Source organism: Betaproteobacteria bacterium (assembly GCA_016709965.1).
Classification (GTDB): domain Bacteria; phylum Pseudomonadota; class Gammaproteobacteria; order Burkholderiales; family Rhodocyclaceae; genus Azonexus; species Azonexus amarohabitans.
This window is the reverse complement of the sequence record JADJLT010000001.1, coordinates 602,617-628,371: the sequence shown is the minus strand read 5'-3', so window position 1 is coordinate 628,371 and position 25,755 is coordinate 602,617. Positions and strand designations below refer to the sequence as shown.

The following is a 25,755-nucleotide window of genomic DNA, read 5'->3' as shown; positions in this document are numbered from 1 at the left end:
ACCTGAAGAGAGAAGAGGAGCCAATCAATGAAAAAAATTGAAGCCATTATCAAGCCGTTCAAACTCGACGAAGTCCGCGAAGCCCTTTCCGAGATCGGCATCACCGGCTTGACCGTGACCGAGGTCAAGGGCTTCGGTCGCCAGAAGGGCCATACCGAGTTGTACCGCGGTGCCGAGTATGTGGTCGATTTCCTGCCCAAGATCAAGATCGAAGTGGTGGTCAGTCTCGAACACGTCGATGCAGCCATTGAAGCGCTCATCAAGGCTGCACGCACTGGCAAGATCGGCGATGGCAAAATCTTCGTGATGCCGGTAGAGCAGGTTGTCCGCATCCGTACCGGTGAAACCAACGAGGCTGCCATTTAACCGCAGGCGCCGGTTCGGCGTTTTTTCGTGTTGCTGCGGTCAACCGGAAAAAACAGCCAAAATTGAAAAGGGCAGCCAGGCTGCCCTTTGTCATTTCTGATTGCGCAGCAGGACAATCAGTGCGCCTTCGCCACCGTCATGAGGTTTTGCCTGGCAGTAGGCCAGCACCTCCTGGCGCTGCGCCAGCCAGCCGCGTACCAGTTGACGCAAGATCGATGTTTTTTGCGGCGAGCCCAGTCCCTTGCCGTGTACAACCCGCACGCAGCGCTTGCCGTGGTGCAGGCATTCGGCCAGGAAGGCGGCGAGCTGGTGTCGGGCTTCGTCGCGGTTCAGGCCGTGCAGGTCGATTTCGTTCTGAGTTACCCAACGCCCGCGGAGCAGGTCACGCAGCACATGTTGCGCCACTCCTTGATGCAGATAATGGGGCTCATCCCCGCCTTCCAGTCGGTCCTGCAGCTCGATGCGGCCATGCAGGCTTTCATGCAGTGCTGCCCGCTCGTCGGCTAGGTGCTGCAACGGACGGGGCGGAGGTGGGCAACTGCCATGCTGAACGAGATTGGGCGGCGGCAGTCGCTCAACGCCAGCCATCGCAGTGCGAAAAGCCGCTTGCTCAGGGTCGGTCAGTCGCGTCGGGGCTTCTTCTGCTCCGCTGCTCCAATGCGCCGGCAAGGCGTCGCCGCGTGATTTTTTCTTTTTGGAAGCGGGCGGCTCGTTGTCCGGAGGACGTTTTATCGGCACTGGCTTCGTTCGATTGAGTTGAACACGGTTCGCCGGCGGCAGTGGCCTGGTATCAGCCACTGCCGCGTGGAAGACGGCAAGGTCTTCTGGGTCGATCAAATTCAGGCGAGTTGATCGAGGAAACGCTCGGCGTCCAGTGCCGCCATACAGCCCGTGCCGGCCGAGGTGCAAGCCTGCTTGTAGATCTGGTCCTGCACGTCACCGGCAGCGAAAACGCCGGCGATGCTGGTTTGTGTCGCATTACCGTTGCGGCCGGCCTCGGTAATGAGGTAGCCGTTGTCCATCTCCAACTGGCCTGCAAAGATGTCGGTGTTCGGCTTGTGGCCGATGGCAATGAACACGCCGTGCACAGCAAGATCCTGCGTCGCATTGGTTTGCTTGTTCTTGACGCGCAGGCCGGTGACGCCCGAGTCGTCGCCAAGCACTTCATCCAGCGTCGTGTTGTAAAGGATGGTGATCTTGCCAGCGCGTTCCTTTTCGAACAGCTTGTCCTGCATGATTTTCTCGGCCTTGAATTTGTCGCGACGATGAATCAACGTTACGTGGCTGGCAATATTGGCGAGATAAAGTGCTTCCTCGACCGCAGTATTGCCGCCGCCGACAACAGCGACCGGCTTGTTGCGGTAGAAGAAACCATCGCAGGTGGCGCAGGCTGAAACGCCCTTGCCCATGAATGCCTCTTCGGAAGGCATGCCGAGATACTGGGCCGAGGCGCCGGTGGAGATGATCAGCGCATCGCAGGTGTAGGTGCCGGTGTCACCGATCAGGGTGAAGGGCCGCTCGGTCAGCTTGGCGGTATGAATGTGATCGAAAATGATTTCGGTCTCGAAGCGACGGGCATGCGCTTCAAAGCGGGCCATCAGTTCAGGGCCTTGCACGCCGTCGGCGTCGGCGGGCCAATTGTCGACATCGGTGGTGGTCATCAGCTGGCCACCCTGGGCCATGCCGGTAATCATGACCGGCTTGAGATTGGCACGTGCAGCATAAACGGCGGCGGTGTAACCTGCAGGGCCGGAGCCGAGGATAATGAGGGGAGTGTGGCGGACATTCTGGGACATGGTCATCCTCTTGGGTGGTCGATTTGAAAATTATAGCGTTCTCTGAGCCCGCAATTTTCTTGAAGTTCCTATGAAATTTGGGAAACAGGTTTATAATATTTTCGTAACTATATGAACGGAAACTGATTTATGTCAGCTGCCCCTTGTGGATTAAGCCTTGTTGTCTTGCGCAATGTGCCGTTATTTTCCGGGTTGGATGAGCATGAGCTGGAAAAGCTCTCCAGAGTTGCCGGGCGCAAGCGTGTTGAACGTGGTGCATTTGTCGTGCGTGCCGGAGACAGTACCGATTCGCTGTATGTGCTGATCAGTGGGCGAGCGAAAGTTACCAATACCGATGAAGAAGGTCGGGAAATCATTCTGGCCTGGCTCGGACCCAGCGAGTTTTTTGGTGAAATGGGCATGATTGACGGTAGTCCGCGTTCGGCCAATGTGGTTGCTGCAGAACCCTGCGAGCTGCTCTTTCTCGACAAGGATTCGTTGCAGCGCTGCCTGCAGGACAATTTCGAGGTCGTTCAGAAACTGATGAAGATCCTCGTTTTGCGACTGCGCGAAGCCGACCGCAAGATCGAAAGCCTGGCCTTGCTCGATGTTTATGGCCGCGTCGCGCGCCTCCTGCTGGATATGTCGGAGATCGTGGACGGAAATCGTATTGTGAAGAAAAAGATGTCGAAGCAGGATATGGCGAAAATGATTGGTGCATCGCGCGAAATGGTCAGCAAAGTCATGCGCGATCTGGAATTGAGCGGTTACATTCGTTATGAGAATGACCTGCTGGTAATCCCCGGGGTCGCCTGACGGTGGGGGCACGGATGGTCAATCGGGCAGCGGCGCCAAGCCCGCTGCCGGAAAAAATCGGCACCTTGTTGCAGGAATCACGCTGGTTGGGGGTCGGGGCTGTTGCCTTGTTCCTGATCATGGCCTTGTGGGGGTTCAGCAAGGAAGATCCGGGCTGGTCGCACGCCGTCGGCTCAGCCTCCCCCCAGAATCCGGCTGGCCGGGCCGGTGCCTGGATTGCCGACCTGATGCTCTACCTCTTCGGCGTTTCGGCCTGGTGGTGGATCGTCCTGCTCGGCATGTTCGTCTGGTGGGGCTTCCGTAAATTCAATTCGCCCGAGGCGCATCGCCAGCATCCGCTGTTCATCGCACTGGCCGGGTTTTCAGTGCTGCTGGTTGCCAGTTCCGCGCTTGAGGCTTTGCGCTTTTATTCAATCAAGGCAGCCTTGCCGCTGGCGCCGGGTGGATTGCTCGGGGTTGAAGCCGGTCGCGTGCTGGCTACCCAGTTTGGCTACACTGGCTCGACCCTGCTGCTGCTGGCGGTGATGGCTGCCGGCTGGAGCGTTTTCTCCGGGATGTCGTGGCTGTGGGCCTTTGAGCAACTGGGCGTTGTGCTCGAGCGTGGGCTCAGCTTTTTCTACGGTCGCGTCGACGCCTGGCGCGACCGGCAGATCGGCAAGGAAGTCGCCCAGCAACGTGAAGTGGTCGTTGAGGAAGAAAAGCGGCGCGTTGAGCTGCATGAGCCGATCTTCATCGAAACGCCTCCGCCCGACGTGCCCGTTTCCAAGAAGGCCGAAGCGCGCATCGAGCGTGAAAAGCAGGTAGCCCTGTTCCCCGAGGCCATTGTTGGCGGCCGGTTGCCGCCGCTGCATTTGCTTGACCCGGCGCCACCAGCCACCGAAACGGTCAGCGCCGAGACGCTGGAATACACCTCACGCCTGATCGAGCGCAAGCTCGCCGACTTTGGCGTGCAGGTCAAGGTGCTTGCTGCCATGCCCGGGCCGGTCATTACCCGCTACGAAATCGAGCCGGCGGTCGGCGTCAAAGGCGCACAAATCGTCAATCTGGCGCGCGATCTGGCGCGCGCGCTGGCCATGGTGTCGATTCGCGTCGTCGAGACAGTGCCCGGCAAATCGTGCATGGCGCTCGAACTGCCAAATCCGAAGCGGCAGATGGTCAAGCTCTCCGAGATCATCTCCAGCAAACCGTACAACGACATGAGCAGCCCGCTGACCGTCTGCCTGGGCAAAGACATCGGCGGCCTGCCGGTGGTTGCCGACCTGGCCAAGACGCCGCACCTGCTGGTCGCCGGTACGACGGGTTCCGGCAAGTCGGTGGGCGTCAATGCGATGATTCTCTCCATGCTCTACAAGGCCGAGCCGGATCAGGTGCGCCTGATCATGGTTGATCCGAAAATGCTGGAACTCTCCATTTACGAAGGCATTCCACACCTGTTGGCACCGGTCGTCACCGACATGAAGCAGGCCGCCAACGCGCTGCACTGGTGTGTTACCGAAATGGAAAAGCGCTACAAGCTGATGTCGGCGATGGGCGTGCGCAATATCGCCGGCCTCAACACCAAGATTCGCGATGCCGAAAAGCGTGGCGAACACATCCCGAACCCGCTGTCCCTGACGCCGGAAACGCCCGAGCCGCTGCAGACTATGCCTTTCATCGTCGTCATCATCGACGAGCTGGCCGACCTGATGATGGTCGTCGGCAAAAAGGTTGAAGAGCAGATCGCCCGTCTCGCCCAGAAGGCGCGCGCTTCCGGCATTCACCTCGTACTGGCCACCCAGCGCCCGAGCGTCGATGTCATCACCGGCCTGATCAAGGCCAACATCCCGACGCGCTTGTCCTTCCAGGTTTCCAGCAAGATCGACTCGCGCACCATCCTCGACCAGATGGGCGCCGAAGCCTTGCTCGGCCAAGGTGACATGCTATACCTCGCACCCGGCACCGGCTACCCGACCCGTGTCCATGGTGCCTTCGTCTCCGATGACGAAGTGCATCGCGTTGTTGAACACCTCAAAGCCACGGGCGCGCCGGAGTACATTGAAGATATTCTCACCGGTGCTGGCGGTGACGACGAAGAAGGTGGCGAAGCCGGCGAGGGCAGCAACGATGCCGAGAGCGACCCGCTTTACGATCAGGCTGTCGACATCGTGCTCAAGAACCAGCGCGCCTCCATTTCACTGGTCCAGCGTCACCTGCGCATCGGCTACAACCGCTCGGCACGGCTGATTGAGGCCATGGAAAAAGCCGGGCTGGTGTCCGGCATGGATGGCCGTGGCGGTCGCGAAGTCATTATGAAAAAGCCGGCCGAGTAATTCTCGCCGGCGGTTTCATCAGCAATTTGTTACACCCTGAAACAACGCGCCACGCCTTGATGCGCTAAGCTGAAATAATGAAATTTGCCCAAAAATTCCGGTTGACCGCAGCAGTCGTGTTGCTACCGCTGCTTTTCCCCATCGCTGCCCATGCCGGCGCGCTTGATCAGTTGCACGAGTTCCTGAAAAGCACGCGCACCCTGAAGGCAGATTTTTCGCAGGCGGTGATCGGTAGAGGTGGTCGCAAGCCGCAACAATCGTCCGGCGTTGTCGCCATTTCAAGGCCCGGCAAATTGCGCTGGGAAATCCAGAAACCTTATCCGCAACTGATCGTCGGCGATGGCGAAAAAATCTGGATACATGACCCCGAGCTACAGCAGGTCACGGTTCGCAAAGCCGGGCAAGCCATTGGCGGCTCGCCGGCCGCGTTGCTCTCCGGTAATAACGATCTCGAAAAGAACTTTACCCTCAAGGACGCTGGCGAATCCGAAGGCCTCGTCTGGGTTGAGGCGGTGCCCAAGGTGGGTGACAGCGGATTCGAATCCGTTCGCCTCGGCTTTGCCGGCAACGACCTGAAGGCCATGGAACTGCATGACAGCTTCGGTCAAACCACGCTCATTCGTTTTACCAAGCTCGAACGCAATCCGGCCCTGCCGGCCACGCTCTTCAAATTCACCCCGCCGGCGGGTGTCGACATTGTCGGCGAGTAAATCGTCGACTCACGCTCGCGCCATTATTTGGCGACGGTAGCCTCGGCCAGTCCACCGAGCGCCTTGCGCAGATTGGCCACCACCGGGCATTCACCTGCCGCGTGCCGCTGTGCGATAAAGGCCGGATCGTTGTAACCCAGCCAGACCTGGGACGCAGCATCTTCCCAGACCAGTGCCTTGAGCGGCAGATCAATCCCGCTGGTCTGTGCGCATTCCATCAGCGGCGTGCCCCCCTGCGGATTCCCGAAGATCAGCACTTCAGTCGGGCGCAGGCGCTTGCCAATTTTTGCCGCGCCTGCAGCATGATCGATACGGACAAACACAGTCAGGCCGCGCTCTTTGACCAGGCTTTCAAACTTGTCCATCGTCTCCCGGGCACTATGCGGACTCTTCAGGGAAACCAGGCCATCAGCCGCGTTTGCCAGGGACGCGAAGGCAATGAAGGTAGCGGTCAGCAATGTCTTGATGAGTTTCATCGACGTACCTCTTGGAGTTGTAGTGAATGGTGCATGGCAAAAGCGGCACAAACCTACTTCGGCGACCGGGTTTGCAACAACTGATCCCACACCGTACGGACAAGCAATGTCCCCACGGTCGACCGGAAAAAAAGCCAAAAATTCAAAACCGTTATGCCCGCTTGATGAATCAATTGCCATATCGCCAATAAGCGATACCGGCTGGGATGTGCTGTTAATCGGCGCAGCGCGGCTTTTTGCGTAAGCCCCCGGCGAACCCAGGTTGTTTTCTGAGTCAGGCGATAGTTTGAGGCTGCCAGCGATGCGGCAGTAGTTCGCCGACACGGCTTGCTGGTTGGGTCGGCAGGCGCGTCAGGACATCTTTCAGATAGACCAACGGATCATAACCATTCAGTTTGGCGGACTGGATCAGGCTCATGATCGCGGCGGCGCGTTTGCCGGCACGCAGGCTGCCGGCAAATAACCAGTTCTTGCGGCCAAGCGCGATAGGCCGAATCTGATTCTCGATCCAGTTATTGTCGATCGGCACCTGACCATCGGACAGGTAATGCGTCAGCGCCACCCAGCGTTTCAGACTGTAGTCGATGGCTCTGGCGGTCCCTGAACCATTGGGCACCCCCTGCCGTTGCCGGGTCAGCCAGGCATGCAGCTCATTAGCAATCGGTTGGGCTTTCGCTTCCCGGATTCGTCGTCGCTCATCGGCATCGAGGTCAACGACCTCTCGCTCGACCCCATAGAGTTTGCCGAAATACTCCAGTGCTTCACCTGCAATCAGGCTCTGCTTCTGGCTGTGCAAATCGAAGAACTTGCGTCGGGCATGCGCCATGCAGCCCGCTTCGGTGAGGCCCTTGGCCAGCAGGGCCTTGTAGCCTGAGTAATCGTCACAGATCAGCGTGCCGCGCCAGTCCCCCAGGAATTCCTGGGCATGCCTGCCAGCACGACTTTCGGCAAAGTCATAGATCACCGCTTTGGTCGGCTCGAAGGCGCCGATGCTGTATGACCAGAGATAGGCCCGATGTGTCTTGCCGGCCCCCGGGTCCAGCATAGCGACTGGCGTTTCATCGGCGTGAAGCACCCGATGCCCGAGCATCTCCCCCTTCAGGGCATCGACCAGCGGCTGGAGGGCCACGCCGCATTTCCCAACCCATTGGGCCAGCGTCGATTGCGGAATGGCCAGTCCGGCCCGGCCGAACATCGCTTCCTGGCGGTAGAGGGGCAGGTGATCGAGGTACTTGGCAACCAGCACCTGCGCGAGCAGTCCGCTGGTCGGAATGCCCTTGTCGATGACGTGTGCCGGGACCGGTGCCTGGATCAGTGTTTCGCACTGCCCACAGACCCACTTGCCGCGAATGTGGCGCTCAACGCTGAAGACGCCGGGCGTGTAATCGAGCTTCTCCGACACATCTTCGCCGATCCGTTTCATCGTGCAGCCACAAGGGCAGACCGTCGATTCCGGCTCGTGATGAATGTCGGTACGCGGCAGACTTGCCGGCAACGGCTGGCGCTTGGCTTGGCCTTTCGCCTTCGCTGGTGTTGCAGAAAGTTGCGCCAGCTCTTCTTCCATCGCGGCCAGATCGGCATCAATGGTTTCCTCGAACAGTTGCCGCTGCTCGACCGGCCAGTGCTCGGTCTTGACCCCGAAGCGCCAGCGCTTGTGCACGGCCAATTCATGCGTCAATTTGTCGATCTTGCCCTGCCGCCAGTTCAGTTCACGATCACTCTCGGCCAGCAAGCCTGCCTGACGAATCACCAATTGGCGAAGTTCGTCAGCACTGAGTTGATCAAGGTTGGCGGGCAAGGACATGACCGGCATGATGCCGGCCACCACAGCCTTTGGCTATCGTGGACTTCCCCTACTGGTGGACAGTCAAACGATCCGGATTACACCGCCGTCTGCCAGGCGCTCCCAGGGCAGACCGAGGACGAGTGCATCAAACTGCGACCGGGACAGTTCAACACTCGTATTGCCATGTCGCCAGCAGAATCGCCCCTGATTGAGCCGACGGTTCGCTAGCCAGATGCCGTAGCCATCATGGACCAGCACCTTGAGCCGGTTAGCTCGGCGATTGGCAAACAGATAGGCGTGGTGCGGCCGGGCTTCGCCAAACATCGAGACGACCCTGGCCAGGATCGTCTCGGTCCCTGCCCGCATGTCGAGCGGTGTGGTCGATAGCCACAAGGCATCGACCCGAATCACCGGAGCCAATCTCGCAACCAGGCGGCACAATCACTCGCTGCCTGTCCGGGCCATTCAATCTTCACCGCCGTGTTGCCTCGCCGGACTTCGATTCGGATGTCGGGGACGCTCGAGACGATGGGGGGAATCGCTACCGCCACAAATGCCGGTTCGGCAATGCACTTCGATGAAATCGACCGTGCCGGCAGGCTGCGGCTCGGTGGCTCAATGCCTCTTTCCCGCATCCAGCGACGGACCTGATTTGCATTCACCTCGTTGGCGAGTGCAATGCCGGCGACTGATGCCCCGGTCTCACAACAGGCCGCGATCATTGCCTGCTTGAACTCTTCGGTATGGTTCCGCCTGCGGCGGCTTGGCTTCTCAATTTCCATAGTGTCCACCATCGTTCTTAGTGGACACTATCTTCACGGTCTAAGCCTTCAATTCACAGATGACTTCGCCGGGGGCTTACCTTTTTGCACAGGTCCGGTGGAATGATGGGTTGGGCGTTGCTAATTTCAACGGTTACTTAGTTGCAGTCCAACGTGGAGGTCAGGGGCGCTGCGCGGCTTTATCGCGCAGCATCCGGTGGACCGCAGGGTTATGCCTCGGCTTTGAATGGCATGCCAGACGCATTACAAAGCTTCTCCAAAGTTTCCGCGAAGTAGCCGAGTGGTTGAATTCCCGCTGCCGACTCGTAAGCCTCATTCCCGAAATTTCGCCATGTGTCGATCTTGTTGTGTGCCTCCGCAAACAGCATGACACCAAAGGTTGTCGGCGTGACGTCAGCGAACGGCATAGACTTTTCGCCAACAACATGGCTGGCATACTTGAACTGAGAGACGAGGCCGAGTCGATGAAGCACCGTCAAATCACGATCATAAGGAAGCCGCCTTGCGCTCAACTCCAACCCATTCATAAAGACGTGCCATGATTGGACGTCTGAGCTTTGCGCCACGTTGATGGGCTTTCCAGCTTGGTTCAAGAGCATCTGCCATGCCTTATATATGACGTAGTGCAGTTCGAGTTGTCGAGCCGACATGGCTTTGATGGTGTCGACGTAATGGACCACGCCATCATCTTTTCCATCTTCGCTGCGCGCGGCAGCGAGCATTCCGCCAAAATATTCAGCGCAAACTTCATCCTCAGTGATCGCGCCGTTCCAAAGCACGTCTCGTGCAGCGCGTAGATTTACTTTCTTGCCGTCGTCCGGGTTGTCCACCTTCTTTGTGGCCACATCGACGATCTTGTCTCGTCCCTTCACGTAGAGCTTGTTGATGTCATCGCCCATAGTGGCCAGAGCAGTTCCGAATAGCTTTGTTCCGACGTATCCACCAACAGCCACTGCTGCGGTAATGACAACCTCTTCTCCTGGCATTATTCAATCTCCCTAAGTACTAGCGCTGTGGCGTATCGGCAAGCATGCTCTAGAGGCATAACGTAGAGCTAACCGGCGCTGCGCGGCTTTTTCGCGCAGCGTCCAGCGACCGAAGGGAGCGAGGTTGAGCGCCGGGTTGGGCGGCAATGGCTCACTTTGAAAGGAACCCATTTTTCCAAAGCGAAGTCACGACTTCCATCTGGTAGTTTGGAACCTTGGTTTCACCGTCTATGACTTTCGCCCACAGGGTGTTCTCGTCGTTTGCAAGAGCAGGTGATCTCCGGAGAATTTCTAGAGCGCGTAGACCGTAGAGCTTGTTTTTTTCTGACCGTGTGTAATTTCCAGCGGGTACGCCTTCAACTACACCACTGCTGCACAGGCCAAGGAATGTCCCGCGTGGGCAAACTTTCGCTTGCGCGGACGGGCTGTGTGCGAACACCTCAGAAGCAGCGAGGCGCCAAGCATCCTCGGGGCTCTCGCAGGTTCTGCGTTTGAGAAGTTCTACCGCGCGCAAGGCTGCATTTCCATACGCTGCCATGATTGATTCCTTTCAGTACTCGTAATGGTCAGGGATGAACTTCAATGACGCCCAACGTGAAGGTAACCGGACGCCGGAGCGCGCAGCGCGGAGGGAACCAACAGCGCAGCTGTTGGCGTTCCGGTTGACCGTAGGGTTAGCCGTCTGGAATTGCCGATGCCGCGAGGTTTTGCTTTTCACTTGCCTGACCTTACAGCGACAACTACTGCCACTATGGCGAGAGCGAAGCTACTCAGACAGAGCAAGCCGGCGACGGATGGATTGCGGCAGCGAGGATTTGACGCGAAGAGTGAGTAAGTGCAGTTACATTCAACGCACGCAAGACTGCTTGAAGAAAATACCCAAAGCAGTGACCAAAGCGCGAGCAAGAGCAACGCGCAAGCCGCAACAAACAACGCGGGCCGGATGAACTTGCATTTGCTCACGTAAGAAGCTCTCCACTTGGCCGGAACGGTGTTTCCACGATGCGACTGAGTTTGGTCAGATGACGAACGGGCATAAGACGGCTAACGTAGAGCTAACCGGCGCTGCGCGGCCTTATCGCGCAGCGTCCAGAGAGCGAAGCGAACGGGGTTGAGCGGCGGGTTAGCCATCGATCGCCACCCGAAGACAACCGATAGAGGCAATAGCGGCAAGCAGGAAGTAGGCTACAAAGAACGCGCCGTGACTCTCGCCTTTCCATTCATCGCGGCTCGCGAAGTTGCCGTTGCCGAGGTCGATATACGGATAGCGAAGCAGGACCCACCAGTACATGCCATTGGCCCAAATGAAGACCAAGCCGGCTAGCCCGACTATGGTGGCCACCGGCACATCCGCATTGCCCTTGAATTGGAGCAAGGTCACTCCTGCGATGATCCAGCCCATGATGGCTATAGCCAGCAGCGCATGCCTGTAACGAATCAGTGGATGAGGTGGAATGGTGCGCATTCGAAGATGGCTAACGTGGAAGCTCAGCCGACGGCAGGCAGCGTAGCTGGCTGACGGTCGGCTGGAGCGGATTGTTGGGCATGGCTAAATGAAGCCACGGTCTTCTATTCCTGTGAGCGATGCAATCTTCCTTCGCAAACTTGCGAGAGTTTCCGGCTCGTAACATCCTGTTAAGCCGATAACCGCCGATTTGTCCCAAGAAGGCATTTCCGTCTTTATAGCGATTTGATCGCCATTCTTCATCTGAATCGCCAATTGAATGTATGTGTCGTTTTCGCCTGATGTCTTTACGTATGACTTGATGAATTCCAATTCAGCGAATGGATGCTCCCTTGTTGCCATCCCTGACCAAAACCGAATCACCATGGTTTGCGTTTGAGGGCAAAAAACAACTTCTCGTGGCCTTCGTAATAGCGCTGCCAGAAGAAGTACAAACGAGAGTCCTAACGGTGGCGCCCACCATAAGATATTTATTCCAATGCGATGCATTTCTACAGCAAACGCGGCAAATAGGAAGGGCGTGAATACCATCATCCACGCTCCTTGTTCTACTTGAACGATAAGGTTCTTGGAATCAACGGTCATGACGGATGTGGAAACGATGCCCAACGTTGAAGGTAAGGGGCGACCCGCTTGCGGGACGTCCCAGCGACCAAAGGGAGCGCCTTGACCGGGATGTTAGGCATGGTGTTTTGACATATAAAGAACAGAAAAACTAAGCAATATGCCAGCGAGAGCGAATAGCCCTGTGGCGAAGCCAAATTTCCCTTTCCAACCCACTGCTAGGAAAAGCGTGCCGCTGGAAATGAGCAATATTCCATGTGCGATAGCTGGGAGGCCAAAGGATTCAACGAACTTTCCCTGGCGGGTATAGCCAGAACTATATTCTGTAAGAATATTTATGATTCCGGCGCCAGCCAAAACCAAAAAAATAAGCGAACAACCTAGGCAGGCAATGAAACGAAACGGCCTCACTTCTTTGCACCGCGGGCAAAAGAAATTGCTGTCAGGACAAAGATGGCCGCATGCAGAGCAAAGCGATCTGGTTTCCGTCACTTTAATGCCTAACGTTATAGGTAAGGGCGCTGCGCGGCGCTTTATCGCGCAGCGTCCAGCGACCGAAGGGAGCGGCCTTGACCGCAATGTTAGGCAGAGTTGGCTTAGGGTACATAGACCATGTGTACCTTGAATGAGAAGCCGAACGAGGATTCTGTGACCCGCACATTCAGTACCAAATCGCTGCGGCCTTCTTCTTGGGTCCATAAGTCAACGAGTGCGTCCCAGTACGTTCCGTACCACATACAAACCGAGGACTCCCAGGTTTCCTCGGGAAGCTCGATCAGCGTTGCGCCATAGCTTTGAACGGAATCCTGAATGTGAGCAGCGATCTCTGCCGAGATCTCGGATACACCGATCACCCCAGATTTAAGGCGGTAGTCTCCTCTCGCGAATGCACTCGCCACGTTCTTAAATGGCAACCGCCAAGCGGTAGGGATCGATTGCTGCATGGAGCCATCTTTAACAGCGAGGATATCTGGGAGTGATTTTCGGGAGTTCATCGTTGCAAAAGGTGTTTTTGCGGTGCCTAACGTTTAAGGTAAGGGGCGCGCCGCTTGCGGCGCGTCCCGCTTGACCGCAGTGTTAGGCCTGGCTGCACGAAGAGCCCACCACGCGGCAACTGTTGAAACGACTGCCACAACAATAAATGAAAGAGGCAAAACAGGCCAAGAATGACCAGCGAAGAAAATATCTTGAATCCCAAGGATGCGGGGGAGCGAGGGTGAAATAACCAAAGCACCAACGCCCAGTACGACACTAAGAACAACGGACAAACTAAGAGCAACAAGTGCCCGCCATGGATGGGAGCGGAGCAGCCCCCGCTTGATGAAGAGAGGGCCAATGATCGCGAACGAAATAAGAAGTGGTAGCCCAAACCAGAAGAGCAGCAATAAGGCGAACTCACTTGGGAGGAGGTAATTGTCGCTCATGGCCTAACGTAGAGCTAACCGGCGCTGCGCGGGTTTATCGCGCAGCGTCCAGCGACCAAAGGGAGCGAGGTTGAGCGCCATGTTAGAGGGGGGCTACATGCCACTACAAGCGGCATTTAGATCGGGGCGGTATTTCTTGTAGCACGCTTCGTTGGAATTTTGTCCAATGCCACATAAGCCGTACACTTTTTGCATTGCATCACTGCACTTCTTTGACTCTTCTTGCATGCGCTTAGTGGCAATGGAAAGTTGTTCTTTGCATCTGGCGCTGTGTTGAGTTGTTCTTTCAAACTCTTCCATGCATGACCGATCCGGTGCCCATGAAGGAAGTGGCTTTGATTGTGTCGGGGTGTCTTGTGCCATGCTTTCAGAGATGCAAGCCCCAATTAAGAAAAGCGTAACAATTAGCCGTTTAAGCAATCTACTCGTTGGCATAATTTTGCACCCCTAACGTTGAAGCTCAGCTGACGGTCGGCTAAAGCGGCTGGTTAGGCTATGGCCTGATACAGCAATTTTTGTTTTCATTGAGAAGTCAGGCTGCCGACGAATACCAGGAGAACAGCGTAGCCAATAAATAAAAAGAGAATTGCTTTTTGCCATTTTGGCATCGCAACTTTTCCGCAATTTTGCAAATGTGGTTGGCGTCGTATCCGTTCGATAGCTGCCAGAAGAAAGATCGCCTGAAGTATTGCGAATGCTACGTAGACGCCACCATAACCAGGCGGCACAACGTCTGCAATTAGCACTATAACCATCAATATGCTTGGGCTCGGCAGGAGGAGCCACATGGCCTTTGTCATAAGCGCTCTAACGTAAAAGCTCAGCCGACGGCAAAAAGCGTAGCTTTTTGGCGGTCGGCTGGAGCGGATTGTTGGGCGGTTTGCTCATTCCGAATTCCAATGATTCATAAGCCGCTCAAGTTCTTTTGGGTACAGCATATCAATGGCCTCGGATAACAGTTGATGCCCTTTCACGACTGCAATGGTTGAAAGAAGAGCTCGACAACGTAATTCATCCCACGGGGCCTCTGCTGCTTCGGCCACGATACTGGGTATTTTGTTTAGAGATGAGAAATAGCTTTCGGAAAGATACCCAGGGATTTCTGGAGCGTTTCCTTTGAGACGACACTGTTCGATGACAGCCGGAAAACTGTAAAGGGCCCAAGATGCCTTCGGGTTTAATGACAACAGTCGGACGAAGTGGGGGACGGCTGCATATGACGCACTATAAATATCGCCTTGGTGGCAAAGCGCATTGGTGAGTGAGTAATAGGGTTCAGATTGCCAGTTTTCGTATGGCGGATAACTTTCAAGTTGCACCAGTAGGGCAGGGACATCAGATGCATACCCGTAGGCATGTTCCAATGAGTTCCAAAGGGGGCTATCGAGTGGAAGCATTTGCTAAGACGCCCAACGTAGAGCTAACCGGCGCTGCGCGGCTTTATCGCGCAGCGTCCGGCGACCGAAGGGAGCGAGGTTGAGCGCCGGGTTAGGTGCTGGCTTCATTTGGCCTTGGCTTTCAAGCGCGCAATCATTTCTTGATGGGACTGTCGGGCAGCCTCAACATCGCGTGACCATTGCTCGTAGTCGTTTATCTTGCGCCAAGCATGAACTGACTGGGAACCAAGAGACGGCACCAGCTTGCCACATGAAGGCCATTTGCCATTCTGGCCGTCACCAATCTCGAACCGTAGCGGCTCGCTGTAGAGATGTGGTGAATCAATGTTGCCTACAACTGAAACGGAGTCGTTTAACTTTGCCGCGTAGATATAGATGCACGGAACTTCGACTTGGAGCCTGTTGGGTTGCCTTAGCAACGTTAGTTTTTCTATGTCGAGATCATCCTTTGTGAACTCGTGAGAGAGAACGGTGCCGGTAACTCCCACCAAGCACAGCTCACTAAACTGATCAGTTCTTTCCTGTGTAGCAAGCACAACACTGGCGACCCAATAGCCGCTGAAAGGATTCGAGCGCAATAGGTCACCTGTGCGCACAAAAAGGGATTTTTTCTTTGCGGTGGCATTCATGTGAGCACTTAACGTGGAAGCTCAGCCGACGGCAGACAGCGTAGCTGGCTGACGGTCGGCTGGAGCGGGATGTTAGCCATAGTGCTCATTGGCGGCTGTGCAACGTGGTAACAAGAGCGAATGCTTGTTTGCCAATGGTTACACCTAGAAAAAGTAACAGCGGTAGATATATCAAAAGAGGAACCGCCGGATTGGGGTTGTCTCTGGCGATATTGATAACTTCAGAAAGCACGAAAAAGAATATTGCGGTGTTGCCGAGGGTTTTTGCTGCTAGGTAGTATTTTTTTGCCCTTGCTGAGGCTTTTGTCGATTCGAGACCTGAAGCTGTTAGAGCGCAATACGCAAGGGCAAAGAATGACAATAGCCCAAACCCCATAAACGTATGACTGAGTGTCTGGTCGCCGAATAAAGCCATAAATACCAGCAAGAATAGCGAGCCTGTCAAAGCTACGATGATTCTGAGGGTGTTAGTAAGTGGACTCAAGATATGGCTAACGTTGTAGGTAAGGGGCACGCGGCTCGCCGCGTGTCCCAGCGACCGGAGGGAGCGCCTTGACCGGGATGTTAGATGCGGCCATGGCGCAGGGCTTCAACATTGCGTTGCAGTTCAGAAGGGGTGACATCAAAACCAGATGCGTTTGGCCCAGACCAATTGATACCGGCCAGCAAGCCATCGCGTGTGAGCCCAGGGACCCAGCGCTCACAAAAGGCTTTCCAGTCGATTGCCACCGGATGAAAGCCTGCATAAGCAGACACGCCCGCGATAATTGCATTGGCTCTTGATTGAGAAGACCAGAAAGGCATAGCGCGTTTACCATCAGTGGCTAGAGGGGCGGCGAAGCCACCTGAATCGCTGATGGCCCAGACAACCTGATGCTCGGAGACTTCTCGATAAAAAGCAGCGGCGTGTGCAGGGGCAATAGACATAGCATCTAACGTCTGAATTCACCGGACGCGCGCCGCAGGCGCGAGGTCCGGTGGAATGATGAGTTGGGCATCTCGCAGATATTCAGCATGCCATTCATTTACATATGTCTTTTAATGGACCCCGGAACTCCGGTGGCGATATATGTGTGATGCAAGCCAACGTGGGTTTCGTCTCGCCAGATAATCGTGAAACATCAACGACGGCATAAGTCGGTTTGTTTCCTCCAAGAACGTACGCCATGTATCTTGATGGCATCGGTTCCCCAGGCGCTTTATAACTGGCCTTCGATACCGCATGTTTGAAATCTCCAACCTCACGAATTACATCCTTATTGGTTTTGACGAAATCAATAACCAGGGCCCATTCTTTTTTTTCTTGGTCCGATAGAGTTACCTTGCATATGCCTTCACCGTTATCGCATTGTTCCTGCAATTTGGTACCCTGCTCTTTACAAGCGACCATGTCGGTGTTTGTTTTACTGCTTTCCATGCATTTTTGCCATTCACGCAGCGCAGCCTGTCGGCATTCGATGCATCGATTTTCAGCGAATGCCGATATTGAAGAAAATATGACGACAAGCAATAGTGCTACGGATTTTATTTTCATATCGATAACTCTCTAATACGTTCAAATAAGGAGGATGGTTTAGTTACGCCCAACGCCAAGTTAACCGGCAGAACGGAGCCCGCTTGCCGGCGGAGTGGTTTGCGGCGGGGCAAAAAATTTTGCGTAGCAAAATGCCCCGCTGCAAACTGTCCGTGTTGAACGCCTGGTTAGGCCTCAGCGACATGATTCAGAGTTCCCTTGACTGATGGCAGTGGCTGCTTCTTTGAGCGCGGATACCATGTGGTTCTGTAACTCCATCACAGCGTCGTTGTCCGCCGTAAGTTCGCGAAGCACCTGATGGCGGTCTTTGGTGAATCTACGCCCCGCCACAACTATCCTCTCATCAAGCTTATAAAATTTCCGGGCCACTGGCTCAACGAGGTTATAGGCGCAAACGTTAGTTGTAGCGAGCATGACCTGAGAAGCAAACAGTCGAGGAAATTGCTGTTTTGTTTCCTGCTCATAAGTGGAAAATTCCTTGCTCGTTAGAGCATTGGAGGTCATCTCTACTTGCCACATGATGTAAGTAATACGCTGAACAGCGGTTGATATCTCTCGAGCGTAGTCACTTAATGCGGACGCTTGTGCCCGTCGCGTCTCGTCGGCGCGCGACTTTTCCCATTTAACGCTCTCCACACGAAGCACATTATTTTGGGAATACAGAACGCCACCTATGCTTGCCAGCGCAGCAATTAGTGCCGCGACTACCGGGATAAAAACCTGTGCATTCACTCGTAGTCTCCCATGAGGCCTAACGTTGAAAATCACCGGACGCAGGCAAGCGTAGCTTGCCGGAGGTCCGGTGGATTGTGATGTTGGGCAGCATGTGTGACAACGAAGAGGCGTTACGCATGCTGTGCAGCCTGCCCTCGGGAAATATAGCTACGAACACCAGCCTCGGAATTGAACGGTGCTGGAGCCTCGAAGTGAAGAAACTCATTCAGAACCTCCGCCAACGTACCATGATGTTCTGGCGCAGCCGGCACAAGGGAGTAGACGCCGTTGGCGACGGTGAATAGACCGCGCTTATTTGGCTCAGAAAACAGAGGTTCCAGAGGATTTCCTGAGTCGTCCCAGAAGAGCCAGGTAGCAGCCTCAACATCTAAGCCTTCGCAGTGAGCTATGGCTTCCGCTTCAGTCGGAAATGCGTAGAACGAGCGCTCCTCAGTTTCAGCAACGAAGATCATGATGCCCAACGTTGGAGGTAAGGGGCGCTGCGCGGCGGTTTATCGCGCAGCGTCCAGCGACCGGAGGGAGCGGTCTTGACCGCAGTGTTAGAAGGGTTTGCCGGGAAAGCGGCGGCGCCAGCGAACTGCTTGAAGCCGCGACCGCTGGCGGCAAACGGAAAATGCTGGGCAGCCGGGAAAGCCCCCAAACCCGTGGATTTTGAATTTGGCTGATATTTCCGGTTGATCGTAGCAACGACGGAAACGCTGAGCCGACGGGCCAAAATCAGCACGGAGCCAAGAGCAAGCGACGGGAGGCGAGGTGACATGAGAAACCGTTGCCTTCTAACGAAAGTTAGGGGTGAGAGGTTGATAACGCACTTAACTGCCCCGCTAAATGCCTGAAATTTTCAGCGTAATAGTCGACAGCATAAATAAGGCTACCAGCCTGGTCGTAAACGCTAAGAATATTGAATGTATCGCTAGCTCTAATTGATCCGATTTGCGCCCAAGTGAAATACCTGGAGATTTTTCCGGAGGCAATTTCAATACCTTCGGAATGCAAAATGAGCTTGTGTCTGAAGAAACGAAGTAGAGGTATGCCTTTGAAGACTGCCACAACGCAAAATACACCAGCGCCAAACTGCACAATGCTCATAAATAACGGATGAAAGCCTGCTGCTATTGTTATCCAAAGCGTGTAAACCCCGGCCCAAGCGAGCAAGGGCAACCCAACGACAATTAGCACTCTTACCCATAACTGCGTGCGTACCTCTATCAGTTCAGTCATTGTCTGCACCCTAACGTGAATTGGATTTTTCTCTTTGGGAAATTCAATTGCACCCAATGCCGACCTGATAGGAGTATTTGGCATTTTTTGGGAGTCCCGCGATCGTATATTCAAGTGCTTGTGCATAGGTAACAGCAGGGATGGCCACCGCGTGGATGAAACCTGCAGCCCCAGAGGAGTAACGAGCTGGGCGCATTCCGTAACAAAGAGAAATTTTGTCGCCTTTGATGACGATTTTGCCGCTTTCTGGATCGACGGCCTCGCTACCTGTGGCTACTACCAAGACATGTACAATTGTGCTGCCATCAGATAACGTTCCAACAAAAGCCTGGTTGAATTGCTCTGGAGGTACGTAATAAAGCCAAGGGCTTCCCCACACTCGGAATGTTGTTGTTACCGAATGTGCCGAGAATGAGGCTAGGGTAGCAAAGGCAAATAGCAGAAAGTGTCTGAGCATGATTTCTAACGCCTGAGATAACCGGAGCGACGCGGCTTTATCGCGGCGCGTCCGGTTGAACGACGGGTTCGGCGGCACATTACGGAGGACAGAATGAGCAATAGCGCGAGACGGAAGATTGTTGAGATGCACCGAGAGAACGCCGCGCTGCGGGCAGCATTGGCCGAATTGGTGGCGCTGAAGGATATGAAAGACCAACTCAGCTTCATGCTGCTGCGCGAAGAAGGCGGCATGGGCCTCGACTACGACAGGCGCAAGCCGCTGGCATGGCAACGCGCCCGCGAACTTGTGCCGCCGAACGCCTGAGTTCAGGCGACGGGCGTAGCGAAGTTCGCCTGGAACGACGGGTTCGGCGGCTGGTTGAACGGAGGAAAGAATGGCAACCATAGAACGAGAAGTGACCTATCGGTGTAGCGACGACTGCATGCCTAGTGGGTGTCCTGGGCACAAAGGCAGGCTCGTATATCAGTCGACCGCAGATTCCTACATGTTCAACATGAACGGAATGGAGTTGCATTTTGAACGCGGAGAGCTTGACGCAATGATTTCCCTATTGAGCCAACTAGGGAGAGTTGATTGTGTTCAGGTGCCGCCGAACGTTCAAGGTAAGGGGCGCTGCGCGGCGTTTTATCGCGCAGCGTCCCAGCGACCGGAGGGAGCGCCTTGACCGAAGGGTTAGGCGCCATTGATGACGACGGCACTTTGCCGAGGTTGGGCCAACGAGCACGGTAGCTCGCTACCTTTTCGGCGAACAACTCAGGGTACGGTGTAAGAGGATTGGGTGAGAGCGTTCCCTCGTAGACGCCGGCTAGGCCGTATGGCGCGTGGCACACGCCAGGACGAACACCAACGCAAGTTTCAAGAACGAGAAAGCGTTTGATCCCGTCTTCCGAGGAGGCGAGTTCCGGGTAAGGACGACCGAAGTGGCCCGGATACCAATGATGCACACGTGCTTGGTTGGCTACCTCAATAGTGACTCCGAGGTCCGCGAAGGCCGTACTGACTTTCGCCTGGGCCTGCTGCTCTCCGGATTCGCTTAGATCGTCGGCGTCGAAGTAGAAGAGGTCGTAGTCCTTGATTCCAGACTCAGGAGGTCGGCCGGACTGAAGATTCCATATTGTCTGGAACAAGCACCCGGCGACGAGCCAAGCGTTCGGAAGCTCAAGTTGTTGCCAGCGCGCGAGAATGGCAGCGTTTGCTGGATTGAGCGAGACCTCGCGAAGAAAGGTGGCGGACATGGGGCCTAACGTGTTAGCTCAGCGGACGACGGACAGCGAAGCTGGCCGACGGTCCGCTGGAGCGTGATGTTAGCCCGGCTTAAGTTGTGGGCCATGACAAGGAGAGCACTAATACTGCTGTGCCACAGCAGTACAGAAAACGGTAAATCCATTGATTCACCCTCTCGGTTAGGGTGACACCACCGTACGTTTGGATGTCCCATCCTCTGACGGCAAGCGTGCCCCACAACAATATCAAGGCACCAATAATCTGTAGGGCAGCAATCGTGTTGCTGGATGCTGGCCCGCAGAATCGATGGGCCAACAGACCGATTACTACGCCAAAAATCCCGGAGGCGAAAACGAGCTGAAATGCTTTGAATAAAGCGTGGCGTAGCTTAAGTGCCCTTTCTTCTGGCTCTTGAGGTGCTAACGCATTTAGAAGTGCATTGTCAGCAGTTTCTTCAGCTACGAACCGTTGCGGCATGACTATCGCAAGGAAGCAGTAGTAAACCGCTTTAAAAAACGAGATTTTGGTAGGGCGTGTATTGGCCATGAGGAAAAGGGCTAACGTCTGAATTCACCGGCCTGCGCGGCTTTTTGCGCAGGTCCGGTGGAATGATGGGTTGGGCGTAGCAACGAGGTTACGTTCATTTCTTTGATTTCGAACTGAACAACATATCGATTGCCATCAGCAGTATCGGGCCGAACAATGCCAATCCAACCCACTGGCCAACAGTACGTGGCACGGCTCCAACGGACAAGGCCGTTACGATAGAAACAGCGATTGCGCTGAGCCAGGCCAGACCAACCCGCATAGGCGACGGATGCTTTTCATTTGACGAATCGGGAGTGTTAGGCAATTCAACAGACGGTGAGGTGGATTTGTTGAAATTAGCAACGAGGTCGCTACCGCATTGGATACAGCGAAGCGATGTCTCAAGATTGTCTGCGCCACATTTTTCACAGTACATTCGCGACTCCAGACGCCCAACGTCTGAATTCACAGGCCTCGCGCGGCTGTATGCGCGAGGTCCGGTGGAATGATGGGTTGGGCCTCACCCTGCGGCCTGCCATAGGAGTGCAGTGTCGACGGGGCTTAGCTTCAGTAGTGCTCTCGTCTGCGCGACCTCCTGCCTGACGAGTGCGGAAGGCTCTATGCCCGATGCCACCTGCTCAGAAAAGCTCCGCACCCTGGCCTTGAGAGCGACCATGAAGGGGGCTTGATCTTTGAAAGCGAGAAGAGCGCGAAGGCGCTTCTGCGCATGCTCGACATCTCCGATGGCGAGCGCGGCCATTGCCCCGTGATAACTGTGCCAAGGATTCTCATCGGAGTTCCGAGCCAGATGTGCCGCGACTATGGCAAGTGACGGAAATCTCTGGGACAGGGCAAGGACCTCATCTCTTGCACGCATGGCCAGCGCGTCTGCCACATCGGCGAACTGATCAGCATCCTTGAATTCGTGAAACCTCTCTACTCGGCCACCTTCATCAAAAGACCAATAGTCTTTGGCGTTCCACAACCACATCGCCGCCACGTTCAAGTAGCTACCCTTGTTCCAAGAGCTTGGCTGGAATTCGACAACTCCCAGCCACCATCCATTGTCTTTGAACCACAAGCGAGACTGCCCCTTGCGTTTCATGCCGATGGGGCCGAGGTGCTTCTTCGCAGCCTTTGCAAGCTGGGTATTGTGAGTGGTGCCGGTGGTGGTCACAGTGAGGCCCAACGTAGAGCTAACCGGCGCTGCGCGGTTTTTTCGCGCAGCGTCCAGCGACTGGAAGGAGCGAGGTTGAGCGCCATGTTAGACATTTTGCTTCCCTTGGCGCTTCTGTTTCTTTTCTGCGGCGGCTGCTGCTGCAAGTTCAGCGGAGCTTGGCGTGCGTACAATTGCTTGAGGCGGACTTGGTTGCTCAATTTCCGTGATTTCAAAGGTAACGCGGTCACCAAGTTTTAATTGAACATCATTGCCCCAAGTGAGCTGGCGAGGCTGCGGACCGTGAACGGCAAGCCCCATTACGCTGAACATTACTTGGCCTACATTTATTGTCCGATCTTTGCCTGCGCCAAAGGCAACTTGGCCGGTCAAAATAGAAAGATCTTCAGCACCGGCGATTGCGACTAGCTCGCCATTTACTTCAATGCGCAGAGCGGGAATTTTCATAATGTCTAACGTGCTAGCTCACCGGACGGCAGCCAGCAACGCTGGCTGACGGTCCGGTGGAGCGGGATGTTGGGCGTCTCCCGTTAGCCACCCCGAATACCCCGAATTTCTTCTACAGAGTATGGCGTGCTTCGGAGGTGAGCAATCCGATGGCATGTCGGACAAAGCGAAACTAATTTTTCGATTTTTGTCTCTCTTTCCCCTGTTGCAGATAACGGTTCCAAGTGGTGAACTTCAATGACGTAAGACTCGCCAACTTGAAGGTGAAACCCACAACCTTGGCATGTGTAGTTGTCCATCATTTTTCGTTTAAGCGCGAGCGCCGCATTTCTTGTTCTGAGAATTACTTTCGCGTCGTACTCGTATCCTTCCTGTGCTTTCACATCGCTGAATTGGTAGTGTTCAATTCGGCGGAAGACAGCCCATTGTTGGGAGCGATTGTGATCCGCTCGTTCCCACCCGGCACGCAGCCATAAATGCGCCCAGTTATGCGAGTCATTGGTTCTAGAATTTGCCCACCAAGCGTCGTGGTCGTGTGCAGTTCTGGGTAACGTAGAACCTATGATTTTCTCGATGTCGCTGAATGACAAGCGAACCTCGTTCTGTTCTAGCCTACTGAGGTACTCGGCCAACGGAAGGTATTTGCTCATGCGCATCCTTTCAAGACGCCCAACGTTGTAGGTAAGGGGCACGCGGCTCGCCGCGTGTCCCAGCGACCGGAGGGAGCGCCTTGACCGGGATGTTAGATGCGGCCATGGCGCAGGGCTTCAACATTGCGTTGCAGTTCAGAAGGGGTGACATCAAAACCAGATGCGTTTGGCCCAGACCAATTGATACCGGCCAGCAAGCCATCGCGTGTGAGCCCAGGGACCCAGCGCTCACAAAAGGCTTTCCAGTCGATTGCCACCGGATGAAAGCCTGCATAAGCAGACACGCCCGCGATAATTGCATTGGCTCTTGATTGAGAAGACCAGAAAGGCATAGCGCGTTTACCATCAGTGGCTAGAGGGGCGGCGAAGCCACCTGAATCGCTGATGGCCCAGACAACCTGATGCTCGGAGACTTCTCGATAAAAAGCAGCGGCGTGTGCAGGGGCAATAGACATAGCATCTAACGCTTAGCTGTGCGGACGTGCGCGGGTGTTTGCGCACGGTCCGAACGAGCGTTGTGTTGGCAGGCATTTTTGGAGAACGAATATGAAGATGGCAAAGGCCAGCGCGGCCGATATGGAGATGGCGCTGAAACTGTGCAGCGCACTGGAAGCGATTGACCGCCGGTTTTTCCCGGATGGAGCGGAAGGCGACAACGACCCGGAGGAATTTTACCGCAACGACGACGCGCACTGCGGCCAGGCGCTGCGTCACGTTTTGGACATTCTGCAAGGTGGATCAATTGGCCGCGTGATTTGGGGTATGTACGTTATGCTTGACCCGGACAAAAAGGTTGTTGATCCGGACGCTGACACGCTGGAAGACCACCCCGAGACGGTTGCTGCGATGAATGACGCGGAGCGCTACCGGAAGCTCCGGCGCGGCCAGCACTGGAGTGTGATTGATGGTATTGGCGACACGCTACGGGCCGAAGCGCTAGACGCGGCGGTTGATGCAGTGCCGGCATTGCCTGCCAACGTAAAGTGGATGGCGTTTTCGCCGTGTATTCTGGAAACCTGCCATCCATCCTTGGCAGCACTTCAGGCGAAGATGGCCGGCCAGAGCGGGTTTTTGGATTGGCGGCCAAGTGCTTTCCGAGGATGGATGGCGGTGAAATATGGCGCGGTGCCGGGATATGCGGCGTTAGCGCCGTGTATCCCGGACTCGCGCCGTCTATGCTGGCGAACATGGCGCCTCCAAAGGTACTTGTCATATGGTTAAACATGGATTACTGTATTTATACACAGTATATTTTTGTTGGCAGGTACGGCATGGAATTGAACCAATCATCGACTTTGCTGGGGCGCGTTCGGGAAGTGATTCGCTATAAGCACTACAGCATAAGGACAGAGCGAACTTATGTCGAGTGGGTGCGCCGTTTCGTCGCGTTTCACGGTCGTCGTCATCCACGGGAGATGGGGGCGGAGGAGGTTCGGGCGTTTCTCGGCTATCTGGCTGCCGAGTTGAAGGTGGCGGCTTCCACCCATCAGCAGGCTTTGTCGGCCTTGCTGTTTTTGTATCGTGACGTGCTGGGCATTGATCTGCCATGGCTGACTGATCTGGATCGACCCAAGAAGCCAAAGCGGACGCCTGTTGTGCTCTCTCGTGGTGAGGTTGAACGACTACTGGCGGTGATGGAGGGCACGCATGCGCTGATGGCCCGCTTGCTTTACGGAACAGGCATGCGGTTGATGGAGTGCGTGCGCTTGCGGGTCAAGGATGTGGATTTCGAGCGCGGCGAGTTGACGGTGCGTCATGGCAAGGGCGGCAAGGATCGCCTGACGGTGCTGCCGGCATCGGCGGTGCCGGCCTTGCAGGCGCATCTGGCCCGTGTTCGGGTGTTGTGGGAGCGCGACGAGGCGGCCGGGCGGCCCGGCGTGCAAATGCCGGAGGCGCTGGCGCGAAAGTATCCTTCTGCCCCCAAGGCCTGGGGCTGGTTCTGGGTGTTTCCGGCGCGTGAGTTGTCGACTGATCCGCGTAGTGGCATCGAGCGCCGCCACCACACGCACGAGCAGGCCTTGCAGCGGGCGATCAAGGCGGCGGTTGGGCTGGCTGGCATCGCCAAGCCGGCGTCGACGCATACGCTGCGTCACTCGTTTGCCACTCACTTGCTGGAATCCGGCTACGACATTCGTACGGTGCAGGAACTGCTCGGCCATTCGGATGTATCGACGACGATGATCTACACCCACGTGCTGAACCGGGGTGGGCGTGGGGTGGTGTCGCCGCTCGATGCGGTGCGCTGACTGGCTTTTTTGAATCGCTGCGCATACCATGCGCAGAGGAGATTTTTG

General features: G+C 55.6%; 39 protein-coding genes. 8 read left to right on the top strand and 31 right to left on the bottom strand.

Annotated elements, in window-relative coordinates:
• Window positions 1-27 precede the first annotated feature (27 nt).
• Window positions 28-366 (top strand): P-II family nitrogen regulator, encoded by a 339-nt coding sequence (locus IPJ12_03190; GenBank protein ID MBK7646177.1) that lies wholly within the window; start codon window positions 28-30, stop codon window positions 364-366.
• Window positions 367-456: 90 nt separating this feature from the next.
• Here the strand turns inward: IPJ12_03190 and IPJ12_03185 are convergent, their stop codons facing one another.
• Window positions 457-954, bottom strand: a complete 498-nt coding sequence (locus IPJ12_03185) for a Smr/MutS family protein (protein MBK7646176.1) — start codon at window positions 952-954, stop codon at window positions 457-459.
• Window positions 955-1,205: 251 nt separating this feature from the next.
• Entirely contained in the window at window positions 1,206-2,162 is a 957-nt protein-coding gene (gene trxB, locus IPJ12_03180) for a thioredoxin-disulfide reductase (protein MBK7646175.1), read from the bottom strand.
• Window positions 2,163-2,291: 129 nt separating this feature from the next.
• Here trxB and IPJ12_03175 point away from each other — a divergent pair, with 129 nt between their 5' ends.
• The 3 genes from IPJ12_03175 to lolA all read left to right on the top strand — a co-directional run bounded on the left by IPJ12_03175 (window position 2,292) and on the right by lolA (window position 5,976).
• A complete protein-coding gene (locus IPJ12_03175) occupies window positions 2,292-2,957 on the top strand; it encodes a Crp/Fnr family transcriptional regulator (protein MBK7646174.1) in 666 nt (221 codons plus the stop codon).
• Between the two features lie 14 nt (window positions 2,958-2,971).
• Window positions 2,972-5,266 (top strand): DNA translocase FtsK 4TM domain-containing protein, encoded by a 2,295-nt coding sequence (locus IPJ12_03170; GenBank protein MBK7646173.1) that lies wholly within the window; start codon window positions 2,972-2,974, stop codon window positions 5,264-5,266.
• 77 nt (window positions 5,267-5,343) lie between these two features.
• Entirely contained in the window at window positions 5,344-5,976 is a 633-nt protein-coding gene (gene lolA / locus IPJ12_03165; GenBank protein ID MBK7646172.1) for an outer membrane lipoprotein chaperone LolA, read from the top strand.
• 23 nt (window positions 5,977-5,999) lie between these two features.
• On the opposite strand, the gene IPJ12_03160 is transcribed toward lolA, so the two are convergent.
• Window positions 6,000-6,452 (bottom strand): DUF302 domain-containing protein, encoded by a 453-nt coding sequence (locus IPJ12_03160; GenBank protein MBK7646171.1) that lies wholly within the window; start codon window positions 6,450-6,452, stop codon window positions 6,000-6,002.
• Here IPJ12_03160 and IPJ12_03155 point away from each other — a divergent pair.
• The gene (locus IPJ12_03155; protein ID MBK7646170.1) at window positions 6,442-6,696 is read left to right on the top strand and encodes a hypothetical protein; all 255 of its coding nucleotides are present in this window, start codon (window positions 6,442-6,444) and stop codon (window positions 6,694-6,696) included. The genes IPJ12_03160 and IPJ12_03155 overlap by 11 nt on opposite strands.
• A 30-nt stretch (window positions 6,697-6,726) precedes the next feature.
• Here the strand turns inward: IPJ12_03155 and IPJ12_03150 are convergent, their stop codons facing one another.
• The 21 genes from IPJ12_03150 to IPJ12_03050 form a co-directional block, all read right to left on the bottom strand.
• A complete protein-coding gene (locus IPJ12_03150) occupies window positions 6,727-8,256 on the bottom strand; it encodes an IS66 family transposase (protein ID MBK7646169.1) in 1,530 nt (509 codons plus the stop codon).
• Between the two features lie 63 nt (window positions 8,257-8,319).
• Window positions 8,320-8,658 carry an IS66 family insertion sequence element accessory protein TnpB gene (gene tnpB / locus IPJ12_03145; GenBank protein ID MBK7646168.1) on the bottom strand — a complete coding sequence of 113 codons (339 nt, stop codon included), beginning with the start codon at window positions 8,656-8,658 and terminating at the stop codon, window positions 8,320-8,322.
• Window positions 8,646-9,020 carry a transposase gene (locus tag IPJ12_03140; GenBank protein MBK7646167.1) on the bottom strand — a complete coding sequence of 125 codons (375 nt, stop codon included), beginning with the start codon at window positions 9,018-9,020 and terminating at the stop codon, window positions 8,646-8,648. Before IPJ12_03140 ends, tnpB begins: the two co-directional genes overlap by 13 nt.
• Before the next feature lie 209 nt (window positions 9,021-9,229).
• Window positions 9,230-10,006, bottom strand: coding sequence for a hypothetical protein (locus IPJ12_03135; GenBank protein ID MBK7646166.1), 777 nt, complete (start codon window positions 10,004-10,006; stop codon window positions 9,230-9,232).
• 151 nt (window positions 10,007-10,157) lie between these two features.
• A complete protein-coding gene (locus IPJ12_03130; protein MBK7646165.1) occupies window positions 10,158-10,544 on the bottom strand; it encodes a hypothetical protein in 387 nt (128 codons plus the stop codon).
• 585 nt (window positions 10,545-11,129) lie between these two features.
• Window positions 11,130-11,471, bottom strand: coding sequence for a hypothetical protein (locus IPJ12_03125; protein MBK7646164.1), 342 nt, complete (start codon window positions 11,469-11,471; stop codon window positions 11,130-11,132).
• 84 nt (window positions 11,472-11,555) lie between these two features.
• Window positions 11,556-12,056 carry a hypothetical protein gene (locus tag IPJ12_03120; GenBank protein ID MBK7646163.1) on the bottom strand — a complete coding sequence of 167 codons (501 nt, stop codon included), beginning with the start codon at window positions 12,054-12,056 and terminating at the stop codon, window positions 11,556-11,558.
• Window positions 12,057-12,631: 575 nt separating this feature from the next.
• Complete coding sequence (locus IPJ12_03115) at window positions 12,632-12,979, bottom strand: hypothetical protein (GenBank protein ID MBK7646162.1); 348 nt, start codon at window positions 12,977-12,979, stop codon at window positions 12,632-12,634.
• A gap of 84 nt (window positions 12,980-13,063) precedes the next feature.
• On the bottom strand, window positions 13,064-13,459 hold the full coding sequence (locus IPJ12_03110) for a hypothetical protein (protein MBK7646161.1): 396 nt from the start codon (window positions 13,457-13,459) through the stop codon (window positions 13,064-13,066).
• Between the two features lie 93 nt (window positions 13,460-13,552).
• Window positions 13,553-13,759, bottom strand: coding sequence for a hypothetical protein (locus tag IPJ12_03105; protein MBK7646160.1), 207 nt, complete (start codon window positions 13,757-13,759; stop codon window positions 13,553-13,555).
• 221 nt (window positions 13,760-13,980) lie between these two features.
• Window positions 13,981-14,247: a hypothetical protein gene (locus IPJ12_03100; GenBank protein MBK7646159.1), complete on the bottom strand. Its 267-nt coding sequence runs from the start codon at window positions 14,245-14,247 to the stop codon at window positions 13,981-13,983.
• A gap of 96 nt (window positions 14,248-14,343) precedes the next feature.
• Window positions 14,344-14,823, bottom strand: coding sequence for a hypothetical protein (locus IPJ12_03095; GenBank protein ID MBK7646158.1), 480 nt, complete (start codon window positions 14,821-14,823; stop codon window positions 14,344-14,346).
• A gap of 137 nt (window positions 14,824-14,960) precedes the next feature.
• Window positions 14,961-15,485 (bottom strand): hypothetical protein, encoded by a 525-nt coding sequence (locus IPJ12_03090; GenBank protein MBK7646157.1) that lies wholly within the window; start codon window positions 15,483-15,485, stop codon window positions 14,961-14,963.
• Between the two features lie 85 nt (window positions 15,486-15,570).
• Window positions 15,571-15,999: a hypothetical protein gene (locus IPJ12_03085; protein MBK7646156.1), complete on the bottom strand. Its 429-nt coding sequence runs from the start codon at window positions 15,997-15,999 to the stop codon at window positions 15,571-15,573.
• Between the two features lie 50 nt (window positions 16,000-16,049).
• Entirely contained in the window at window positions 16,050-16,412 is a 363-nt protein-coding gene (locus tag IPJ12_03080) for a DUF2750 domain-containing protein (protein ID MBK7646155.1), read from the bottom strand.
• 94 nt (window positions 16,413-16,506) lie between these two features.
• Window positions 16,507-17,019: a hypothetical protein gene (locus IPJ12_03075; GenBank protein ID MBK7646154.1), complete on the bottom strand. Its 513-nt coding sequence runs from the start codon at window positions 17,017-17,019 to the stop codon at window positions 16,507-16,509.
• Window positions 17,020-17,193: 174 nt separating this feature from the next.
• Window positions 17,194-17,751 carry a hypothetical protein gene (locus tag IPJ12_03070; GenBank protein MBK7646153.1) on the bottom strand — a complete coding sequence of 186 codons (558 nt, stop codon included), beginning with the start codon at window positions 17,749-17,751 and terminating at the stop codon, window positions 17,194-17,196.
• Between the two features lie 113 nt (window positions 17,752-17,864).
• On the bottom strand, window positions 17,865-18,206 hold the full coding sequence (locus tag IPJ12_03065) for a hypothetical protein (GenBank protein ID MBK7646152.1): 342 nt from the start codon (window positions 18,204-18,206) through the stop codon (window positions 17,865-17,867).
• On the bottom strand, window positions 18,203-18,514 hold the full coding sequence (locus tag IPJ12_03060) for a hypothetical protein (protein ID MBK7646151.1): 312 nt from the start codon (window positions 18,512-18,514) through the stop codon (window positions 18,203-18,205). Before IPJ12_03060 ends, IPJ12_03065 begins: the two co-directional genes overlap by 4 nt.
• Window positions 18,515-18,540: 26 nt before the next feature.
• Window positions 18,541-18,975 (bottom strand): hypothetical protein, encoded by a 435-nt coding sequence (locus IPJ12_03055; GenBank protein MBK7646150.1) that lies wholly within the window; start codon window positions 18,973-18,975, stop codon window positions 18,541-18,543.
• Between the two features lie 43 nt (window positions 18,976-19,018).
• Window positions 19,019-19,564 (bottom strand): hypothetical protein, encoded by a 546-nt coding sequence (locus IPJ12_03050; GenBank protein MBK7646149.1) that lies wholly within the window; start codon window positions 19,562-19,564, stop codon window positions 19,019-19,021.
• On the opposite strand from IPJ12_03050, the gene IPJ12_03045 reads away from it, so the two are divergent.
• Window positions 19,559-19,738, top strand: coding sequence for a hypothetical protein (locus IPJ12_03045; GenBank protein MBK7646148.1), 180 nt, complete (start codon window positions 19,559-19,561; stop codon window positions 19,736-19,738). The genes IPJ12_03050 and IPJ12_03045 overlap by 6 nt on opposite strands.
• A gap of 185 nt (window positions 19,739-19,923) precedes the next feature.
• On the opposite strand, the gene IPJ12_03040 is transcribed toward IPJ12_03045, so the two are convergent.
• The 7 genes from IPJ12_03040 to IPJ12_03010 form a co-directional block, all read right to left on the bottom strand.
• On the bottom strand, window positions 19,924-20,670 hold the full coding sequence (locus tag IPJ12_03040; protein ID MBK7646147.1) for a nucleotidyltransferase family protein: 747 nt from the start codon (window positions 20,668-20,670) through the stop codon (window positions 19,924-19,926).
• A 79-nt stretch (window positions 20,671-20,749) separates the two neighbouring features.
• Complete coding sequence (locus tag IPJ12_03035) at window positions 20,750-21,205, bottom strand: hypothetical protein (GenBank protein MBK7646146.1); 456 nt, start codon at window positions 21,203-21,205, stop codon at window positions 20,750-20,752.
• A gap of 94 nt (window positions 21,206-21,299) precedes the next feature.
• The gene (locus tag IPJ12_03030) at window positions 21,300-21,623 is read right to left on the bottom strand and encodes a hypothetical protein (protein ID MBK7646145.1); all 324 of its coding nucleotides are present in this window, start codon (window positions 21,621-21,623) and stop codon (window positions 21,300-21,302) included.
• Between the two features lie 84 nt (window positions 21,624-21,707).
• Window positions 21,708-22,364 (bottom strand): hypothetical protein, encoded by a 657-nt coding sequence (locus IPJ12_03025; GenBank protein ID MBK7646144.1) that lies wholly within the window; start codon window positions 22,362-22,364, stop codon window positions 21,708-21,710.
• An 87-nt stretch (window positions 22,365-22,451) separates the two neighbouring features.
• Window positions 22,452-22,811 (bottom strand): hypothetical protein, encoded by a 360-nt coding sequence (locus IPJ12_03020; GenBank protein ID MBK7646143.1) that lies wholly within the window; start codon window positions 22,809-22,811, stop codon window positions 22,452-22,454.
• Window positions 22,812-22,894: 83 nt separating this feature from the next.
• Window positions 22,895-23,461, bottom strand: coding sequence for an HNH endonuclease (locus IPJ12_03015; protein ID MBK7646142.1), 567 nt, complete (start codon window positions 23,459-23,461; stop codon window positions 22,895-22,897).
• A gap of 92 nt (window positions 23,462-23,553) precedes the next feature.
• The gene (locus IPJ12_03010; protein ID MBK7646141.1) at window positions 23,554-23,916 is read right to left on the bottom strand and encodes a DUF2750 domain-containing protein; all 363 of its coding nucleotides are present in this window, start codon (window positions 23,914-23,916) and stop codon (window positions 23,554-23,556) included.
• A gap of 91 nt (window positions 23,917-24,007) precedes the next feature.
• Here IPJ12_03010 and IPJ12_03005 point away from each other — a divergent pair, with 91 nt between their 5' ends.
• Both IPJ12_03005 and IPJ12_03000 read left to right on the top strand, forming a co-directional pair.
• Window positions 24,008-24,682, top strand: a complete 675-nt coding sequence (locus tag IPJ12_03005; protein ID MBK7646140.1) for a hypothetical protein — start codon at window positions 24,008-24,010, stop codon at window positions 24,680-24,682.
• Between the two features lie 50 nt (window positions 24,683-24,732).
• On the top strand, window positions 24,733-25,707 hold the full coding sequence (locus IPJ12_03000) for an integron integrase (protein ID MBK7646139.1): 975 nt from the start codon (window positions 24,733-24,735) through the stop codon (window positions 25,705-25,707).
• Window positions 25,708-25,755 lie beyond the last annotated feature (48 nt).